Here is a 19,285-nt window from a genome sequence, read left to right as displayed (position 1 = left end):
CCTCCGCTAGGATGTGCGGCGAGGGGGTAGGAATTCCATGGGTCTGCAACGAGAGCTCGCCATCCTGGCCATGAAAGCCACGCCGCTGCCGGGGAAGAAGAACTTCCTGGCGGAGGCCGGTATCGCCACACCGGTGCCCGCCATCCGCGGGTCGATTGGCGCGGTGGCGCATGAACCCTTCATGGCCTTCGACACCAAGCGGCTGATGGACCTGCTGGTGGCCTTCACCATCGGAGACTTCCCGGAGCGGGCCGGTTGCTCCAACTACTTCAACCCGCACAGCCCCTGGTACAACGTCTTCTACGGTGCCTACGGCATCCGCTCGTACAAGCGGGATGGCAGCCCGTGGGGATTCACCCGCGACGGCCGCCCGGACCTGGACGAGATGCTGGAGATTCCGCGGCTCGACTACAACTTCCTCACGGCCGGAGAGCTGGGCTGCCCCGCGTCGAAGATGTGCTTCGAGGTGCTGGACGTGCGCCAGGGCCGTGAAGGCCCGTGGCACATGGCGGAGGTGGGCTGCATCATCCCCAGCGGACTGCACCGGGTGCAGGACGCGCAGGCGCCGGACCTCACCTACTACGCCGTGTTCGGCGTGCCAGAGGAGGACTACCTCGTGGGCGGCCGGGAGAGCTACGAACCGGTCCGCATGCGCGGGCGAATGTACTTCCGCCCGGTGGCCGAACGCCTCACGCTCGTCTGGGGCGGACTCTGCCCGGACACGCCCGACGGACAGCGGCTGATGGGCGCCATCGTGGATGCGATGGCGCCGCTGTACGCGGGGGGATGAACGCCCCCGCCGAGCCTGTGGACCTCAGGCCGCCTGACCGGGCCTGGGCTCCACCTGGTGCGGCGGCGCGGCGGCATCATCGCGCCGACGGCCGCGCTTGAAGCCCAGGCGCTCCATGCCGGCGAACACCACCGGCACCACCAGCAGCGTGAGGAAGGTGGAGGTGATGACGCCACCAATCACGGAGATGGCCATGGGTGCGCGGAACTCCGAACCCGTGCCCGTGCCCACCGCCGTGGGCACCATGGCGATGGCCATGGCCGCGCTCGTCATCAGGATGGGCCGCAGCCGGCGCGGGCCCGCCTTGAGCAGCGCTTCGTCCACCGTGTCGCCTTCCCGCAGGTTCTGAAGCGCGCCGTCGATGAGCAGAATCGCGTTCTTCGTCACCAGGCCCATCAGCAGGATGATGCCAATCATGGCGCCCATGGACAGGTGGAAGCCCGTCACCACCAGTCCCAGCAGCGCGCCCACCAGGGCCAGTGGCAGCGACACCATGATGGTGAGCGGGTGCTTGTAGGACTCGAACTGGCTGGCGAGCACCATGTAGATGAAGATGAAGGCCAGACCGAACGCCGCGCCGAAGGCGTCGTTCTGCTCGTCCAGGTTCTTCATCTGCCCGTCGTAGATGAGCGCGTAGCCCGGTGGCAGCGGCTGGGCCGCCACGCGCGCCTTCAGCTCCCGGGCGATGTCGCCCAGCGCCGCGCCCGGGCCCAACTGCGAGTACACGGCGATTTGCCGCTCGCGGTTCTCATGCTCGATGAGGCTGGGGCCGTTCTTCATCTCCACCCGGGCCACGTCCGTCAGCGGGCGCAGGCCGCTGGGCGTGTACACCTCCAGTTGGCGCACGCGCTCCGGCGTGGCGCGGTCCTTCTCCGACAGGCGCACGCGGATGTCCGTCTCGGTGATGCCCTCGCGCAGCTTCGCCACCACGTCACCGCCAATGGCCAGCCGCAACTGCGTGGCCAGCGCGCCCGCGTGCAGGTCCACGTCGCTGGCGCGCGCGCGGTCGATGAGCACCTGCATCTCCGGCTTGGGCGGGTTGGACTCCACGCGCACGTCCGCGGTGCCCGGCAGTTCGCGGAGGATGCCCGCGACGCGCTCGGCCTCCTCGTTGACGCGCACCAGGTCCGGTCCGGTGATGCGCACCATGATGGGGTAGTAGTCGCCCATGCCCTCCAGGATGGGCGGGTCGCTCAGGTTCACCCGCGTGCCCACCAGCCCTGGCTCCAGCAGGGCGCGCGCGTCCTCCTTCAGCACCTGGATGCCCTTGGTGCGCGCGTCCTTGCCCACCGTCAGCACGCGCATGCGGGACTTGTTCACATCGCCGTCCTTGCCGACGATGGAGTAGACGTCCGTCACCTCCGGAAGCTGGCGCAGCAGCGCTTCCGCGTCGGCGGTGCGGGCCTCCGACTCCCGGATGCTCGCCGAGTCCGGCAGCGTCAGGTCCACGAAGAACTGCGAGCGGTCCTCCGCGGGCATGAACTCCATGCCCAGGCGGCTGGCGCCTCCGAAGGACACCACCAGCAGCACCAGCGTGAGGCCCACCGTCGTCCACTTGTGCGCCAGCACCCAGCGGAGAATGGACTCGTAGACGCGCTCGGTGCCGTCCAGGAAGCGGCGCAGCGCCGCGGCCACCGCGTTCTCCTGGCGGACCTCGCCCGGCACGCGCCGCTTCGCCAGCCGCGCCGACATCATCGGGTCCAGCGTGAAGGAGATAAACAGGGAAATCAGCACCGCCACGGAGATGGTGATGCCGAACTGCCGGAAGAACTGGCCGACGATGCCAGGCATGAAGGCCACCGGCACGAACACCGCCACCAGCGACAGCGTGGTGGCGAGCACCGCCAAGCCCACGTCCTTGGTGCCGTTGGACGCGGCGCTCTCCGGGTCTTCACCCTTCTCCAGCCGGTGGGTAATCGCCTCGCGAACCACCACCGCGTCGTCGATGAGCAGACCGATGGCCAGCGACAGGCCCAGCAGCGTCATCTGGTTGAGCGTGTAGTCCAGCACGTACATCACGAAGAAGGTGCCCAGCACGGAGGTGGGCAGCGCCAGTGCCGAAATGAAGGTGCCGCGCACGTCCAGCAGGAAGATGAGGATGATGAGCACCGCCATCGCGCCACCGAAGATGAGCGCCACCCAGACCTCGTGCGCGTTCTCCTGGATGATGTCCGACTGGTTGATGAGCAACGTGGCCTGGAAGCCATGCCCCACCACCGAGCCCATCTGCGCCATCACCTTCCGCACCGCCTCGCTCACCGCGACGGTGTTGGAGCCCGGCTGCTTGACGATTTCCAGGATGACCGCGTCCTGCCCGTTGAGGCGCGCCAGGGTGCGCCGCTCCGCAACGCCGTCCGTCACGCTGGCGATTTCGCCCAGCCGCACCTGCGCGCCCGTCGCGCTGCGCGCCACCGGCAGGTCGCGGATTTCATCCACGTTCTGGAACTGCCCCAGCGAGCGCACCGTCATCTCGGAGGCGCCCAGTTGGAGCCGGCCCGCGGGCAGGTCCAGGTTCTCCGACGCCACGCGCTGGGCGATGTCCAGCGGGGACACGCCCGCCGCGCGCGCCTTGTCCAAATCGATGTCGATTTGCACCTCGCGCGTGTCTCCTCCTGTGACGCGCACCTCGGCGGCGCCTTCCAACTGCGCGAGCGCGGGCTTCACGCGGTCGTCGATGAGCCGGCGCAGCTCCTGCGAGGGCAGCTCCGCGGAGACGGCGTAGGTGAGGATGGGCGTGGCCCCCAGGTCCACGCGGCCGATGACGGGCGCGTCCGCGTCCTGGGGCAGGCGGCTGACGATGCCGGCGACCTTGTCGCGCACGTCCTGCACCGCGCGGTCCAGCGGGGCGGTCATCTTGAACTGCACCACCACGATGCCCACGTTCTCCCGGCTGTAGGAGTGAATCTTGTCCACGCCGCTGATGCCAGCGACGGCGTCTTCGATGGGCTTGATGACCTGCGTTTCGATTTCGCCCGGACCCGCGCCTTTGTAGACGGTGTTGATGACCACCACCGGGAAGGACACGTCCGGATAGAGGTCGGTGCCCAGGCGGCCCAGGCCCATGAGGCCGAGCACGACGAGGCACAGCGACAACATCGCGGTGAAGACGGGCCTGCGGATGGAGACGTCGCTGAGCAGCATGGGGAGGGCTCCCTACTTCACGGAGACGCGGGCGCCCTGCGACAGGCCCGGAGTGGGGTGGTCAACGACGGAGTCGAGCGGCGAGGACGCCAGCACCACCACCTCGCCCTGCTCGCGCCGCTCCAACACCCGCACGTCCACGCGGCGCACCTGACCGGACGCCACCACCCAGACATGGTCCCCGTTGAGGGCCGACAACGCGGTGCCCGGCAGCACCTGGGCGTCCTGCACCTGCCCCAGTGAAAGCACGGCCCGCGCCAGCGTGTGCGCCACGAAGCGGCCATCCGCGTTGGGGACGGCCAGCTCCACCGGAATGCGGCGCGTGGCGGGGTCCGCGGAGGGGAGGATGGTGCGCACCACCGCCTCGTCCGAGGACACACGCGCGCCCACCGACTCCACGCGCACCTTGGCGCCGTGCTCCAACTGCGAGCGCAGGGCCTCCGACACCGTCGTCTTCAAGAGCAGCGTGTCCAGGCGCTCCAGGTTGAACAGCGGCGTGCCCGGCGCCACCGTCGCGCCCGTCTGCTCCGGTGCGTCGATGATGGTGCCGTCGAAGGGCGCCCGCAGGTCATGCCGGCGGCGGGACGCGCGCGCCTGGGCCAGCTGCGCCTTGGCGGCCATCCACTGCGCCTGCGCCTGCGCCGCGTTGGCGCTGGCGGTGCGGTGGGCCACCTCGCTCACCCCGCCCTGCTGCTGGAGCTTCTCGTTGCGGGCGGCGACGTCGGCGGCCATGGTGGAGGCGGCCTCCGCTGCGGCCACCGCGGCCTCGGCCTGGGCCACCTGCGCGTCGGCAATCTCCGGGTCCAGCTGCGCCAGCACGTCGCCCTTCTTCACCCCCTGCCCCTTCTTCACCCGGACGAGCGACAGGCGGCCTCCCACCTCGAAGCCCACCATCAATCCCTGCGCGGGAAACAGCGTCCCCGTCACCGACTCGCTCGGCGCGGCCCGCACCGTCCGCGCGGAGACGACCTTCACCGTGGGCACCACCTCCTGCGCCGAGCCCTTGGCGGGCGGCGACGACGAGGCATCCGCCTTCTGGCATGCGGTCAGCGACAGCACGGCGGTGGCCATGCCCGCCGCGGCGAACACGCGGACAGCGGACGGCTTCAGGTTGGGTTTCACGAGCGTTTCCTCGGGGTCTTTCGGGGTTTCTCGGCGGCGGCCCGGGGCCGGCGCGCAACACGCTTGGACGGGGCGGGCAACGCCGGACGGGTGCCCTCCTGGCACAGCCGCTGGAGCGTGTTCGCCCACGCGTTCAGGTCCGGCTTCTCATCCAGCCGCGCCATCTGCGTGGAGAGCAGCAGGAAGGACCCGACGATGATGGAGGCGAAGATTCGCGCGTCCAACTCCGGGTCCATGGCGCCAGCCTCCTGCAGCCGCCGGAAGTCGTGGGAGATGCGCTCCACCTGGGCATCCGTCACGCGCCACAGCAGGGATTCGAACTCCGTGCCCTGGCTGCCGCTGGTGAGGACCAGGGACACGTCCCGGAACTCCCACACCCAGTCCAGGGCCTCCAGGTCGTGCTCTTTCTCCAGTTGGAGGAACCGCAGGTAGCGCTCGCTGCGCTCGATGCGGTCCTGCGCTCCCGGGATGCCGTGCGTCTGGAAGAAGCCCTCCATGCGCGCCATGCGACGCCCGTTCATCTCCATCAGCCCGGACTCGAACGCGCCCACCACCTCCCCGAACAGCGCCTCCTTGGACGGAAAGTGCAGGTAGAAGGCGCCCTTGGACAGCCCGCACGCGGCGGTGATGTCCTCGATGCGCGCGCCCTTCAGCCCCCGGCGAGCGAACTCCCGCCGGGCCGCGGACACCAGCGCACTCCGAGCGTGAGGGTCGGCGGGACGGGCCATGCTGGCCGGATTCCTAACCCGCCGGTCATTAACCACGCAAGGTTTCTGAACACCGGGTCAGTTACCCAGGAACTGCGACTGTGGGTGCGTTCCGACGCTCAGGTCCGAGCCAGCGCGGTGCACAGCGGGCACGCGGCGGGCCCGTGGGGGACATCGCGGCGGTGCAGGTCCAGCACGGCGCGGGAGATGTCCGCCAGCTCCCGGCGCACCTCCCGCCGGGCGCCCTTCACCCGGGCGATGCGCATGTCGTCGTAGCTCGTGGTCTGATGTCGCATCCACGCGATGACGGCGGCCTCGGCGCGGCGCTCCAGGGGGATGCGCTCCGTGCGGGCCACGGTGCCGCTGCCCACGGGGGTGGCATGGGCGGCGACGAGCACCGCCATGCGCTTGGCGTGCGGCAGCCACGCCGGGGAGAAGGCGAGGAAGCGCAGCACGGCGTTGGCGAAGTCGACCTCGTAGGCCTCCTGCTCGCGGGCGCGGCGCTCGCGTCCTGCGGCCAGCTTCTTCTCGTAGGCGGGGGTGGCGCGCTCGGCCTCGAGGGCGGCGCGGGCGTGGAGGATGTGCGCTTCCGGCGCCCACACGCCCCGGGAGAAGAGCTTGCGGCCCACCTTCTCCGCCACGGTCCAGGAGGGCCCCGCCGCCTTCACGCGGCGGGTGAGCCCGGCGTCACCGGGGGGAAGCAGGGCCCAGCCGTCCGGCACGGTGAGCACGCGGCCATCCGGCGCGCGCACGCGGCGAGGGTCCGAAGTCGGCGCGAAGGTCAGGGATTCAGGCATGGTGAAGTCCGAGGTCGGGGGCGGCCACATAGCATGGGTGCCTCCAACCCTGGTAAATGGCCCCCTCGCGTCGGCGGTTGCCTGGCGCGGGAGGTCCTCAACGCGTGGGAAGTGCCGGCATGTCCCTCCTCAGGCTCACGTTCCTCGGTACATCCGCCGCGCAGCCCACGCTGCACCGGAACCTGTCCGGACTCGCGGTGAAGGCGCACTCGGACCTGCTGCTCTTCGACTGCGGTGAGGGCAGCCAGCGGCAGATGGTGCGCTACGGCACCGGCTTCACCGTGGACGCGGTGTTCTTCACGCATTTCCACGCGGACCACTACCTGGGCATCATCGGCTTCCTGCGCACGCTGGGCATGACGGGGCGCTCCGAGCCCATCCACCTGTACGGCCCGCCCTCCGCGAAGCGCCTGCTCCACCAGGCCGTCCACCTGGGCGTGGAGTCCATGTCCTTCCCAGTGGAGATTCACGAACTGAAGGACGGTGACGTGGTGCCGCGCAAGGGCTACGCGGTCCACGCGGTGGGCGTGGACCACCGCATCAATGCCCTGGGCTACGCGCTGGTGGAGGACGACCGGCCCGGGCGCTTCAACCTGGACGTGGCGCGCTCACTGGGCGTGCCAGAGGGCCCCAGCTTCGGAAAGCTCCAGCGGGGCGAGCCGGTGACGCTGGAGGACGGGCGGACGGTGAAGCCGGAGGACGTGCTCGGCGCGCCACGCCCGGGGCGCCGGCTGGTCATCTCCGGGGACACGCGCCCGTGCCCGGCGCTGGTGAAGGCCGCGAAGGACGCGGACCTGCTGGTCCACGAGTCCACCTTCTCCGACGACGAACAGGAGCGGGCCGTGGAGACCCGGCACTCCACCGCGCGGGAAGCGGCGCGTGTGGCGCGAGAGGCGGGAGCACGGCGGCTGGTGCTCACCCACCTCTCCAGCCGGCACGACACCGACCCCTCGAAGCTGCTCACGCAGGCGCGTGAGGAGTACCAGGGGCCGGTGGAGGTGGCCTTCGACGGGTTCACCGTCGAATTGCCCCTCCGGGACTGAGGCTACTGAATCTTCTCGGACTCGGCGCGCAGGGCCGACGCGGACTCGGCGTCCACGCGCTGGACCAGCTCCCACTCCAGCGCCTCGTCCCGGGTGATGTTGCCGCCGTCGGCGCGCACGGCGGGCTCGGAGACGTCAGGCGCGCGGCCGGAGGTGTTGGCGGCGCCCGCGGACTGCGTGACGAGCTGCCGGGTGAACTCCACCGAGGACTGGCCCGGGCCCTTCTCGATGCCGCGCACCAGGTAACGCACCTGGGTGGTGCCCAGCGACGACGGGGCACCCTGCATCAACCACTCGGTGGTGGCCTCGAAGCCGCTCTGGCCCGTCTTGAAGGAGTAGCCCTTCTCCTTCAGCAGGGCGAGCGCCTGCGGATACACCTCCGCCACGGGCTTGCGGTAGACGTGGTTGCGCGCCTTCTCCAGCAGGAAGGCTTCGCGGCGGCGGCCGGCGCAACCAGTGGTGGTGAGGGACAGCGCAGCGACCACGAGGAGCGCGGCGGCGCCGCGCGACAGCATCGACAGGTTCATTTCTCAGGACTCCACGGGAGTGTGAGGCGGCTCAACATCCCTCAACCTTCTTCCCACCGCCAAGTCTCCCCGGGGATGGTTTCCCTGGGCAAGCATCCCACCCGCTCCGTCCGTATGGGTGCCCATGCGTCCAGCGCCGCACATCCAGGCCCCCTCCGCCGCCGCCCCCGGCCAGGGGAACGCGCATGATGGGGCCCCCACATGATTCCCATCAGCGACGACAACCCCACCCTCCGCACTCCCGTCGTGACGTACCTGCTGCTCGGCACCATCGGCTTCGTCTGGGTCTTCATCCAGGGCGCGGGCCTGGACGCCTACCGGCTGGCCGCCAGCGTCTGTAACCTGGGCATGGTGCCCGGCGAGCTGACGGGCAAGGCGGCGCTGGGACTCCCCGTTCCCCTGGGAGATGGGCTGGCGTGCGTGGTGGACAACGAGCCCATCAACCTCCTCACCCCCATCACCTCCATGTTCCTGCACGGCGGCTGGGGACACCTGCTGGGCAACTGCCTCTTCTTCTGGGTCTTCGGCAACAACGTCGAGGACAGCATGGGCCGCCTGCGCTTCGTGGTGTTCTACCTGCTGTGCGGACTGGCCGCGGCGGCGGCGCACCTGCTGGTGGACCCGGGCTCGCCGGTGCCCACGGTGGGCGCGTCCGGCGCCATCTCCGGCGTCATGGGCGCGTACCTGCTGCTCTATCCACGGGTGCGGGTGAACATGCTGTTCATCATCGTCATCTTCATCCGCGTCTTCCCCGTGCCCGCGTGGGCGGTGCTGCTGTGGTGGTTCGGCGTGCAGCTCTTCAGCGGCCTGCCCCAGCTCAACACGGTCAGCGCGGAGGCGTCCGGCGGCGTCGCCTTCTGGGCGCACATCGGTGGCTTCGTAGCAGGCATGGCGCTCATCAAGCTGTTCCAGAACACGCGCTACACGAACCAGCGCACGTCGATGCGCCACCGGCTCCATCCCAACCATCCGTGATGGGGCTCTGACTTTTTCCGCATCTGTGAATTGCCAGACTTCGGGAACCACTGCGTATCCAGGCTGCTGGGGCCAGACACCTGAAGGAAGCGCAGATGCGGATGAGCAAGACGAAGCGACAGACGCTGGGGCTGACGATGGGCGCGGTGCTCGCGCTCACGGCCTGCGGTACGGAGCCCATGGAGCCGTCGCAGACGCCCGTGGAGACGGACGCGGTGGAGAGCGTGGACGCGCAGGCGGCGGACGCGAAGCCGGTGGACATCATCGCGCTGGAGAAGCAGTTGCAGGAGGCCGGTCTGGCGCCGCCGGCGCAGTGCAATGACCCATCCTGTGAGGGCGGCGGTGGTGGCGGTGAGCCCGACCCCGACTGGCCCTACTACACGCTGTTCTGGCGGGCGAACCTGCTGTCCCTGAAGTGCATCACCACGTCGGACATCGACGGCAACGACGAGGCCTGGCTGGAGGCAGAGGTCACCGGCGACAATCAGTCCGAGGTCATCTGGAACGACGATTACATGACGCCGAACAAGCGGGTGGAGTGGAGCCCCCTGAACTCCTATCCGCCGCCGCTGCAGTTCACGACGCAAACGGTGGGCGCGGGCGGCAAGCTGGTGGCGCTCTGGGACAAGAGCATGCACATCTTCGATGTGCAGGAGCAGATTGGCTGGACCACGCTGCGTGGCCAGACGGGCACCTTCACCTCGATTCTCGAAGGCCACGGCGGCAAGTACGAGCTGACCTACCAGGTGGAGTCCACGGGCTGCTCGCCGCGCTCGCAGCCCTGCCCCACCAACCTGTAACCGTGCAGTGACGTCAACACGCCTGGAGGGGGACGCCCATGCTTGGCCTCCCCTTCCAGGTGCGCCAGAGTGTCGCGCCGGACGCGCCAGGAATTGGCGCGGGCTTCCAGACAGGTGCCAGACATGACGCTACGACGACTCGGTGGTGGACTCCTCGGGGCGGTACTCCTTCTGACAAGCCTTTCGGGCTGCACCCGGCGCGTGCCACCCGTGGATGACAACCCGGTCCCCGTGCCGGAGCCCACCGCCACCACGACGGTGTACGTGGCCGAGCGCATCCGGACGCTGGACCCGGCGAAGCCCCAGGTGCAGGCGCTCGCGGTGAAGGACGGCAAGGTGCTGGCCACCGGCACCAGGGACGAGGTGCTCGCGGCCGCCGGCAAGGACGCGCGCGTGGTGGACCTGGGCGGCGCCACGGTGGTGCCGGGCCTCACCGACGCGCACGGGCACCTGGCGGGCCTGGGCCGCGGCCTGGTGACGGTGGACCTGCAGGGCGTGGACACCAAGGAGGAGGCCCTGGAGCGGCTTACCTTGGCGCCCTCCTCCGCGTTCCAGGGCGAGTGGCTGCTGGGCCGCGGCTGGGACCAGAACGACTGGCCGGAGAAGACCTTCCCGTCGCGCGCCGACCTGGACAAGCGCTTTCCCTTGCGGCCGGTGGCGCTGAGCCGCGTGGACGGACACGCGCTGTGGGTCAACGGCGAGGCGCTGCGCCGCGCGGGCATCACCCGTGACACGAAGGACCCGGCGGGCGGGCGCATCCTCCGAGGTGAGGGCGGAGAGCCCACCGGCATCCTGGTGGACAACGCCATGGAGCTGGTGGAGTCCGTGCTGCCACCCGCCACGGACGCGCAGCACGCGGCGCAGTTGACCGCGGCGCTCCAGCGCGGCGCGCAAGTGGGCCTCACCGGTGTCCACGACGCGGGCATGGACCTGCGCACCTTCCGCCTGCTCCAGCGCTGGGACAAGGAAGGCAAGCTGCCGCTGCGCGTCTACGCCATGGCGGATGGACAGACGGGCGACCGGGAGACGTACCTGAAGGACGGCCCCTATGAGGGGCGCATGCTCACGATGCGCGCGGTGAAGCTCACCCTGGATGGCGCGCTGGGCAGCCGGGGCGCGGCGCTGCACCAGGACTACAGCGACGAACCCGGCCACCGCGGCCTGCTGCTGCTGTCCCCCGAGGAGTACGAGGCTCGCGTGCGTGCCTTCATGGCGCGGGGCTTCCAGGTGTGCACGCATGCGATTGGAGACCGGGCCAACACGGTGGTGCTGGACGTGCTCGCGCGCGCGGCCGAGGCCACTGGCACGCTCCAGTCCGGCCGGCACCGCGTGGAGCACGCGCAAATCATGCGCCCCGAGGATATCGAACGGCTGGGCCGCAGCGGCTTCGTCGCAAGCGTGCAGCCCACGCACGCCACCAGCGACATGCCGTGGGCGGAGGCCCGCGTGGGAGCGGAGCGCATCCGCGGGGCCTACGCGTGGCAACGGCTGAAGGCGTCCGGCGCGGTGCTGGCGTTGGGCAGCGACTTCCCCGTGGAGCGGCCCAACGTGCTGGCGGGCCTGTACGCGGCGCGCACGCGCCAGGACCTCCGGGGCCTGCCGGAGGGCGGCTGGTACGGGGAGCAGCGGCTGAGCGGGCAGGAGGCGCTGGAGGGCTTCACCGTGGGCGCGGCGCACGCGTCCTTCGCCGAAGCCCGGCGTGGCCGACTCCAGCCCGGCATGGACGCGGACTTCGTGGCCCTGTCGGTGGACCCTGTGGACGGGCCCGTCACCGCGCTGCCCGGCGCCGAGGTGCGGCTGACGGTGGTGGCCGGCGTGGAGGTCTACCGCGCCTTCCAGCGCTGAGCGCTCAGGACAGTCAGGGAATCCAGGGCGCAACGTGGCTGTCGCGGGGAATTGGCGTGTACTGCTATTTCCGCCGTGTCGTGGAGTGCTCTAGCATACGGCTTTGCCGCAACCCTCCTGTGAGCCAAGGCCGGCTCACAGGTTGGAGCGGGGGGTATCGCAAGCGTGACAGCCTCATTGTCCGGAGTGAATTACAAGGGCTTCACCGTCCAGAACCTGCTGGCCTACGTGCACGAGCGCTTCGGCGAGGACACCGCGCGTACGGCCGTGGAGTCGCTGCTTCCCGAGCTGCAACCCCACGCGGACCCGCGCACGACGCTGGCGGTGGGCTGGGTGCCGGTGGAGACGTACTTCGGCATCATCCAGCACGTGGTGGACCGGCACTTCGACGGGAAGCCGGAGGGGGCCCACACGGTGGGCTACGAAGTCACCCTGCGAGACATCCACTCCATCTTCAAGATGGTGCTGCGCTTCACCACGCCCAACATGGTGCTGGGGATGGCGCGGCGCATGTGGCGCTCCTACTGCGACCAGGGGGAGCTGCTGCACCAGGAGGAGAACGGCACGGGCATGCTGCTGCTGCGCCAGTTCACCTACCAGACGCCGGTGGCCCTCCATGAGATGGCGGGGGGCTTCAGGGCGTACCTGGAATGCTCCAGCGCCAAGAATCCGCGCGTGGAAATCGTCGCGCCGGACAAGGACGGGACGCTGCGCTGGCGCATCGTCTCCGGGTAGCACGGCCGCCCTCAACGCGGCGGCCGCGCCAGCACGCGGTCGCTCAGCGCAGGCTCCTGACAAGCACCCCAGTCAACCGGAGGATCATCGGGGACAGGTGGGCTGGCATGAACATCGGGTCCACCATCGCCTCCCTCACTTCGCCCTTGTCGGCGAGTTTCAGGCTGTACCTCCCCTGGTCCACGCAGTCCGGGCATCCGTACACGGGCGCCCACGTCTCTGTGCGCGCCAGCGCCGCATCCTCCAGGAGTCCGTCCAGTTCGGACTGCCTCAGCAAGAACGTCTGTTTCGACTCGCGCGCGCCCTTTCTCTCCGCGTAGGCCACCTCGGCGGAGCCATCCGAGGCGACGTCGAGGCGGTAGTAGCAAATCCCATAGCACTGGCCGAAGCTCGCCTCGAACCGAGCCACGAACGCGTCCTCGTCCGGTCCCCCACCATCACCACAGGCCATCAACAGCACTGCCAGCAGCACGGCCTGAATTCGCATGTTGTCTCCTCGCATGAAGATTACCGAGCGGCAGTGTGCCAACGACGCTCCGGCATCTGCATATCGGGCCCCAACAACCTCCACCTGAGACGCGCCTTCAGAAACCGGAAAGCGGATTCGAATTTCTCGGATTACAGGTCCGCCGTGTAGCTGAGCGCCTGGATGCGGCGGTTGAGCGCCTTCTGCGCCTCCTGCCGCTGCTTCGCCAGCTTCTCCAACTCGCTGGCAATGGCCTCCAGGCGGTCCTCCTGCTCGTTGAGCTTGGACACGAAGCGGTCCGCCAGCTCGCGTTGCGACGCCCCGCTCTTCAGCGACTCGATGTTGGAGCGGATGCGCTCCTGGTCCCGGAAGAGCTGGTTGCGCTCCTCCTGCAGGCGCTGCTCGTCCTTTGCCAGCGCATCCACCTGCTCGCGCTGCGTGACGACCTCCTTCAACGCACCCGCCATCTTCTCGTCAACGAAGCGCTGCGACACGAAGTAGGAGACCTGGTCCAGCCCCATGCTGGAGATGAGGTACTGGCGCTGCCCCCGTGTGCGCTCGGTGACGGTGAGCGAGTCCTGCCCCCCCGAGGCCAGTTCCCGCTTGAAGCGCCAGAAGCCGTCCGTCGTCTCCGCGGGCTCCGGAGCGTCCTTGGCCAGTTCCCACCCCTGGCGCGGATGCTCCACGAACAGCACCTGCGCCCGCTGCCCCTTGTTGCGCAACAGGTACGTCGTGCGCCGCACGTGGAAGTACTCCGCCACCAGCATCCCGGAGTTCACCGCGACGCGGAACACCGGCCCGTCCTCCGTGTGGTCCTCAATCGACACCACGCAACCGAGCTCCACCGCGTAGGGCACGAAGCGCCGGTCATTCGGCTTCATCGTGTCGAGCATCGCCTCGCCCACGTAGCGCTCGTCCTCCGACACCGTCACCGGGCCGCCTTCCAGCGTGAGCCCCGTGGTGTTCTTCAGCTCGATGCACGCCATGGGGTTCTTCTCACGCGTGGCCCGGTTGTAGAGGAGCACCCGCTTGCCCTCGAAGGGCTTGTGCAGGATGGGCACCAGCGCGCTCTGGTTGCGGTGCACCGTCACCGGCCGGTCCACGCCGTACTCGAAGAGGTCCCCCACCTCCTTCGTGAGCGTCGTCACCGCGGCGCTCGTCTCCATGGCCTCGCGCCGGCTCGGGCCTCCACGGCCAGGGCCGCCCACCATGGCCTTCTCCGCCCGAGAGCGGCGCGGCGCGGCCATGGGGGCCGCGGCGGGCATGGCGGACATCATCGGCGCGGCCATCTCCTTATCCATCATCATGTCCCCGGCGCTGCCGAAGCTCTCCTCCGGAATCACTGGCGCGGCGGCGGCCTCCGTCGTCACCTCCACCACCGGCCGCTTCATGTACCGGGGGTTGTAGAGGTCATGCACGAAGGACACCGGCAGCCCGGCGATGAGCGACAGCTTCACGTCCACCCAGTCCTCGTCCCCGGTGTTGTCCACCAGCGCCCAGCCCTGGAGCAGCGGCGGCTCGCCCTCGTCCAGGAGGATGCGGTAGCTCGTCTTCCACACCGGTGACTCCACCACGTAGCTGACGAACAGCTCGCGCTCGCCCTGGCCCGAGGTGAGGATGGCCATCCGCTTGGAGTCCTTCTTGTACGAGGACAGCACCGTGGCCAGGTAGAACTCCAAATCCTTGCGCACCGCCTCGTCCAGGAACTCCAGCTCGGACACGTCCAGGATGTCGAAGGTCCGCAGCGAGGCGCCCACCAGCAGCGACAGGAACGGGCGCATCAGGGTCGTCTCGCCGGCCGCCACTGCCAGCGAGTCCAGACCGATGATGGAGCCCTCCACCTGCGCGCCGCCCACGCGCACCCGCACGCGCGCGCCCTTGATCTGCCCCAGCAGCGCCGTGAGGCTGCCATCCTCCGGGATGCGGATGGTGGCCTCCGCCAGGAGCTGCTCCAGCGGCTTCGTGGAGTCGTAGCTCACCGCCGACACCGAGCCGCCCGACAAGTCGAGCACCGTCAGCGACTTCAGCACGTCGTTCATGTCACGCGCCTTGAAGTCCAGGTGGAGCGTGTCGTTGCCACTCACCTTTCCCCGGCGCTCGAAGTAGCCGACGCCATGCTTGTAGAGGACGACACGACGAATGCGCAGGTTCGTGGTCATGGGACGCGGAACTCCAGAAAGTTGAGGGCGGGCCAGCACCCCGGTGTATCAAGGTCGGACAGGGGTGACGCAATGCCCCCCACCGCCGAGGTTGCCCGAATGCGAAAGCCTGTCGCCTCCTCCCTGTCCCGCTCCGCGATGCTGTGCGCGGCCCTGGCCCTTGGCACGAGCTGCAAGAGCGTGGAGCCCCACATCACGCCCTCCGAGGGCACCACCGCGCCGCCGGAAGTTTCCACCCAGGAGCCCGTGACGGAGACGAAGTCGGAGACCGAGACGGAGACGCCAACGCGGCGCGGCAACTCGCCCTGGCTGCAGGCTCGCGTGGGCGACCGCGTGGCGTATTCCTTCTCCGCCAACCGCAAGGCCATGGGCCGGCAGCAGCCCGGCACCGTGCCAGATGCCGCGGTGGCCGGCGTGGTGACGCTGGAGGTCGTTGCGGTGGAGCTGCCCTGGGTCTGGGTGACGCTCTACTTCACCGAGGATGGCGGCGCGCCGTCGCGGCGACCGATGCTGGCGCGGCCGCTGGTGGTGCCCGTGCGAGCGGATGAGTCGCGTGCGCTGGAGGCCCCCCGCGAGGGTAAACAGAGCACCGAGCAGCTCACCGCCGCGGGCCGCCACTGGGAAGCGAAGCGCTACCTCAACGACAAGCGGGCGTTCGACGGCCCCCTGGAGAACCGCCTCTACGCGGCGACGCCGGGCCCGCTGTACCTCACCAATGGCCTGCTCGACGCGAGCATCACGCTGGCGGGCTTCGCCATGGGCGGCGGCTCACAGCTCACCCTGGTGGAGGCGCGCCAGGGACAGGAGGGTGGCACCGGCTTGCCTCCGACGCTCGCCCGCCCTTGGGGGCCTGGCACCTGGTTCGACATGCGGATGGAGACGGAAGGCACCACGTCCGTGCTGCGCACCTGCCAGGCCGCGGAGCGAGGCTTCATCCTGCGCCAGCAGGTGACGCCGCCCACCTCGGGAGCAGCCTGCCCGGACTTCGCCCAGGCGGAAGCCGTGCCACTGGAGGAGGCGGTGCTCGCGCGCATCTGGGAGTCACTGGACGCACGGCAATGGCCCCCTGCTCCCGAGGGCGCCGCCCCGGCGAAGCGCGAGACGCTGACGGTGGGCACGCACCGCGTGCCGGTGCTCCAGTTCGAGACCGCGCAACCCCAGGCGAACAACGTCCGCGTCCAGGCCTACGCCGCCGACCCCTGGGAGGATGCGCTAGCGGGGCTGGCCCACGAGGCCCGCTTCCAGCCGCTGCTCGACCACGTCACGTCCGGAGGTGGAGGCACGCAGCTCACGGCCTGGGGCGTGTGGGTGCCGGGCGTCACGCCGTAGGCGCCTTGTGTCCAGGCACGCGCGCGCTCATCGAACAGCGCGTGCGTGCTCTGGCTTCCTTTCGCGCCGGCCGACGACATGGCCCACCCGGTCACAGAGGGCCAGCGACGCACGAGGCGCGGAAGCAGGCAGCGAGGAAGCCGACATCGCGCGCGATACCAACGCCTGCGCGGACCTCATGCACGCTCCGCGTGCGACTAGCCAGCGACGGAGACCTTCACGTCGATGTTGCCGCGCGTGGCCTTCGAGTACGGGCACACCTCGTGGGCCGCCGCCATCAGCTTCTGGGCCTCGTCATTGGGGATTCCCGGCAGGATTCCCTGGAGCTCCACCGCGAGCCCGAAGCCGCCGTCCGGCGTCTTGCCAATGGTGACGGTGGCGCGCACGCCCGCGTCGTTGCCCAGGTTCTTCCCCTGCATGCGCGCCACCAGCCGCAGCGCGCTCTCGAAGCAGGCGGAGTAGCCCGCCGCGAAGAGCTGCTCCGGGTTGGTGACGGCGCCGCCCGCGCCCCCCAGCTCCTTGGGCATGGCCAGGGGCAGGTCCAGGACGCCGTCCTCCGACTTCACGCGGCCGTTGCGGCCACCGTGGGCGGTGGCGGAGGTGCTGTACAGCGGAGAGAGAGCGACGGGAGCCATGGTGTTCTCCTTGAGCGTTACTTCGCGGAATCATCGTGGGACTGCGAAAGCACTTCGAAAAGGCGCTGGACGTCGCGGCGCAGGCGGGTCGCTTCCTCCAGCGTCAGCCCCAACTTGCAGGCCATCGCTTCGGGAATGGACGTGGCCTTGCGGCGCAGGGCCCTCCCTTCGGGCGTCAGGTAGATGCGCACCGAGCGCGCGTCCTCCGCGCTCCGCTCCCGCCGCACCAAGCCCTGGGACTCCATCCGCTTGAGCAGCGGAGTGAGCGTCCCCGAGTCCAGGTACAGCCGCTCCCCCATCCCCTTCACCGTCTCCCCGTCCGTCTCCCACAGCACCAACAACACCAGGTACTGCGGGTACGTCAGGCCCAGCCGTGACAGCAGCGGCGCATACGCCTGCGTCATCGCCCGGGCCGCCGCGTAGAGCGGGAAGCAGATTTGCCGGTCCAGGCTGAGCGGGTCATCCATCGACATGGGAGATAAGTAGGGCACAATCAAATTGTGCGCAATCAATTCGGACACGAAAAAGCTCCCGGCACCTGGGCACCGGGAGCTCTTCACTGCGTCATCTCAGGACCGGCTCAGCGCCCGGCGACCGAGGTGTCGTCCTCGAGCGTGGCCTTGGCGGCGGCGACGGCGGCCTCGATGTCCAGCTTGCCGCTGGTGCTCACCTTGCCCTTGAGGTCGGAGTCCACCTCGACCGTCTGGACCAGCAGGTCACGCACCTGCGCGGCCGTCAGGTTGGGGTTTTCGGCGAACATCAGCGCCGCGGCGCCCGCCACCGTCGGGGTGGCCATGGAGGTGCCGCTCATCTCCTCCCAGCGGCCGCCCGGGACGGTGCTCAGCACGTCCTCGCCCACTGCGGCCAGCTCCACGACCTTGTCCCCGTAGGAGGAGAAGTCCGCGAGCTTGTCGTTCTTCTTGTCCATGGACGCCACGGTGATGACGTTCGGCAGGTCGATGTTGGCGGGCATGTCCGCCACGTCGTTCAGGTTGCTGCCGTAGCCGTTCGCCGTGGCCGCGACGAGGAGGATGTCCGCGTCAGCCAGCTTCTGCACCGCGTCCGTCCAGCGCTTCACGGAGGCCGCGTCACGGTACTCGTTGCCGAAGCTCGCGTTGACGGCGCGGATGTTCACGCCGTGCTCGGTCTTCATCTTCACCATGTAGTCGACGCCGCGCTCGAAGTTCGTGAGCAGGTCCGCGCCGTTGTACAGGCCGCCCAGGCTCATGATCTTCGCCTTGCCCGCGGCGACGCCGGTGTTGCCCTCGCCGTTGTCCTCGGCGGCGATGATGCCGGCCACGTGCGTGCCGTGGTCCGTGCCGCTGCCGCGCATCACGTCGCCGCTGTTGTAGCCGACGTTGTAGCCGTAGATGTCGTCCTTGACGCCGTTGCCGTCGTTGTCGATGCCGTCACCCGCGACCTCGTTCGGGTTGACCCACATCGCGTCATCCAGGTCGGAGTGCTTGAAGTCCACGCCACCGTCGAACACGGCGATGACCGGCGGGCCGGAGAGCTGGGGCTTCGGCTCCTCGATGGGGCCCGTGCCCGTCGTCTGGCCGGCGGCGTCCAGGCTCCAGCTCTTCAGGGTGCCGGTGTCGCGGCGCGCCTTGTCCTCGACGGAGAGCGTCCAGGTGCCCTTGGTGGACTCGCCCTTGAAGGCGGCCAGGTCGAAGCTGCCCTTGATGTCGTCCGCGCTGCCGCCCTTGCGGTTGTGGAGGGTCTCCGTCTTGCCGGAGGGGCTGGTCAGCTTGACGACCAGGTCACCCTTGAAGGTGTGCGCCAGGTCCAGGTTCAGCTTCAGCGAGTCCAGCTTCACGTCCTGGTCGAAGGACACGGTGGACGTCGTCGTCTGGAGGTCGTTCACCTTCGCGTTGGGCGTGGCGGACGCCGTCAGCGTCACGGGCGCGCGGGCCGCGCTCGCCGCGAAGGGACGGACGGCGACGTGGCCGGAGCCGAACGTGAAGGCCGAGGCCGGCAGCGCCGACGGGGTGCCCTGGGGCAGGCCCGTGGGGCGGTCCACGAAGTTGCCCTTCGGGCGGTCCACGAAGTTGGAGCCCCGCGCGCCACCCGTGGGCGCCGAGTCGAAGCCATCCTTCGCCGTCTGGACCGGCGCCTTCTCCACGGGCCTGGCCGCAGCGGCCGGCTTGGCCGTGTCACCGGCGCGGGTGGACTGCGACACGGGCGACTTCGGCTTGCGAGAGATTTCCATGGTGG

Annotated in this window: 17 protein-coding genes; 7 read left to right on the top strand and 10 right to left on the bottom strand. The window is 69.5% G+C overall.

The annotated features are described in order from the left end of the window. The first annotated feature begins 37 nt into the window (after window positions 1-37). Complete coding sequence (locus FMP39_RS19145; RefSeq protein ID WP_143043105.1) at window positions 38-790, top strand: hypothetical protein; 753 nt, start codon at window positions 38-40, stop codon at window positions 788-790. 24 nt (window positions 791-814) lie between these two features. Here the strand turns inward: FMP39_RS19145 and FMP39_RS19140 are convergent, their stop codons facing one another. The 4 genes from FMP39_RS19140 to FMP39_RS19125 all read right to left on the bottom strand — a co-directional run bounded on the left by FMP39_RS19140 (window position 815) and on the right by FMP39_RS19125 (window position 6,557). Next, complete coding sequence (locus FMP39_RS19140) at window positions 815-3,931, bottom strand: efflux RND transporter permease subunit (RefSeq protein WP_141591777.1); 3,117 nt, start codon at window positions 3,929-3,931, stop codon at window positions 815-817. Window positions 3,932-3,943: 12 nt separating this feature from the next. After that, window positions 3,944-5,053, bottom strand: coding sequence for an efflux RND transporter periplasmic adaptor subunit (locus FMP39_RS19135; protein ID WP_141591776.1), 1,110 nt, complete (start codon window positions 5,051-5,053; stop codon window positions 3,944-3,946). Then, entirely contained in the window at window positions 5,050-5,781 is a 732-nt protein-coding gene (locus FMP39_RS19130) for a TetR/AcrR family transcriptional regulator (RefSeq protein WP_228558118.1), read from the bottom strand. The genes FMP39_RS19135 and FMP39_RS19130 overlap by 4 nt, the downstream gene beginning before the upstream one ends. A gap of 98 nt (window positions 5,782-5,879) precedes the next feature. Beyond that, a complete protein-coding gene (locus FMP39_RS19125; protein ID WP_194858467.1) occupies window positions 5,880-6,557 on the bottom strand; it encodes a DUF2293 domain-containing protein in 678 nt (225 codons plus the stop codon). A 119-nt stretch (window positions 6,558-6,676) separates the two neighbouring features. On the opposite strand from FMP39_RS19125, the gene rnz reads away from it, so the two are divergent. After that, window positions 6,677-7,600: a ribonuclease Z gene (gene rnz / locus FMP39_RS19120; protein WP_011550794.1), complete on the top strand. Its 924-nt coding sequence runs from the start codon at window positions 6,677-6,679 to the stop codon at window positions 7,598-7,600. A gap of 2 nt (window positions 7,601-7,602) precedes the next feature. Here the strand turns inward: rnz and FMP39_RS19115 are convergent, their stop codons facing one another. After that, window positions 7,603-8,127, bottom strand: coding sequence for a hypothetical protein (locus FMP39_RS19115; RefSeq protein ID WP_141591773.1), 525 nt, complete (start codon window positions 8,125-8,127; stop codon window positions 7,603-7,605). Between the two features lie 201 nt (window positions 8,128-8,328). Between FMP39_RS19115 and FMP39_RS19110 the strand changes: the two genes are divergently transcribed. The 4 genes from FMP39_RS19110 to FMP39_RS19095 all read left to right on the top strand — a co-directional run bounded on the left by FMP39_RS19110 (window position 8,329) and on the right by FMP39_RS19095 (window position 12,482). Then, window positions 8,329-9,102: a rhomboid family intramembrane serine protease gene (locus FMP39_RS19110; protein ID WP_090486063.1), complete on the top strand. Its 774-nt coding sequence runs from the start codon at window positions 8,329-8,331 to the stop codon at window positions 9,100-9,102. A gap of 101 nt (window positions 9,103-9,203) precedes the next feature. Beyond that, entirely contained in the window at window positions 9,204-9,902 is a 699-nt protein-coding gene (locus tag FMP39_RS19105; RefSeq protein ID WP_228558117.1) for a hypothetical protein, read from the top strand. 42 nt (window positions 9,903-9,944) lie between these two features. After that, window positions 9,945-11,747: an amidohydrolase gene (locus FMP39_RS19100; RefSeq protein ID WP_141591771.1), complete on the top strand. Its 1,803-nt coding sequence runs from the start codon at window positions 9,945-9,947 to the stop codon at window positions 11,745-11,747. 186 nt (window positions 11,748-11,933) lie between these two features. Then, on the top strand, window positions 11,934-12,482 hold the full coding sequence (locus tag FMP39_RS19095) for a hypothetical protein (protein ID WP_225888964.1): 549 nt from the start codon (window positions 11,934-11,936) through the stop codon (window positions 12,480-12,482). A 43-nt stretch (window positions 12,483-12,525) separates the two neighbouring features. Here the strand turns inward: FMP39_RS19095 and FMP39_RS19090 are convergent, their stop codons facing one another. Further along, window positions 12,526-12,969 carry a hypothetical protein gene (locus FMP39_RS19090; RefSeq protein ID WP_141591770.1) on the bottom strand — a complete coding sequence of 148 codons (444 nt, stop codon included), beginning with the start codon at window positions 12,967-12,969 and terminating at the stop codon, window positions 12,526-12,528. 131 nt (window positions 12,970-13,100) lie between these two features. Further along, the gene (locus tag FMP39_RS19085) at window positions 13,101-15,107 is read right to left on the bottom strand and encodes a hypothetical protein (RefSeq protein WP_194858466.1); all 2,007 of its coding nucleotides are present in this window, start codon (window positions 15,105-15,107) and stop codon (window positions 13,101-13,103) included. A 99-nt stretch (window positions 15,108-15,206) separates the two neighbouring features. On the opposite strand from FMP39_RS19085, the gene FMP39_RS19080 reads away from it, so the two are divergent. Then, window positions 15,207-16,436 carry a DUF6068 family protein gene (locus tag FMP39_RS19080; RefSeq protein ID WP_228558116.1) on the top strand — a complete coding sequence of 410 codons (1,230 nt, stop codon included), beginning with the start codon at window positions 15,207-15,209 and terminating at the stop codon, window positions 16,434-16,436. A gap of 197 nt (window positions 16,437-16,633) precedes the next feature. On the opposite strand, the gene FMP39_RS19075 is transcribed toward FMP39_RS19080, so the two are convergent. The 3 genes from FMP39_RS19075 to FMP39_RS19065 form a co-directional block, all read right to left on the bottom strand. Continuing rightward, entirely contained in the window at window positions 16,634-17,071 is a 438-nt protein-coding gene (locus FMP39_RS19075; RefSeq protein ID WP_141591767.1) for an organic hydroperoxide resistance protein, read from the bottom strand. 17 nt (window positions 17,072-17,088) lie between these two features. Further along, entirely contained in the window at window positions 17,089-17,544 is a 456-nt protein-coding gene (locus tag FMP39_RS19070) for a MarR family transcriptional regulator (RefSeq protein WP_194858465.1), read from the bottom strand. 107 nt (window positions 17,545-17,651) lie between these two features. Further along, a complete protein-coding gene (locus FMP39_RS19065; protein WP_141591765.1) occupies window positions 17,652-19,280 on the bottom strand; it encodes a S8 family serine peptidase in 1,629 nt (542 codons plus the stop codon). Window positions 19,281-19,285 lie beyond the last annotated feature (5 nt).

The organism is Myxococcus sp. AB056 (assembly GCF_006547365.1).
In the GTDB taxonomy this organism is placed as follows: Bacteria; Myxococcota; Myxococcia; order Myxococcales; family Myxococcaceae; genus Myxococcus; species Myxococcus virescens.
Note: the sequence above shows the minus strand (reverse complement) of the source record. Positions and strands in the feature narration are given on the sequence as shown.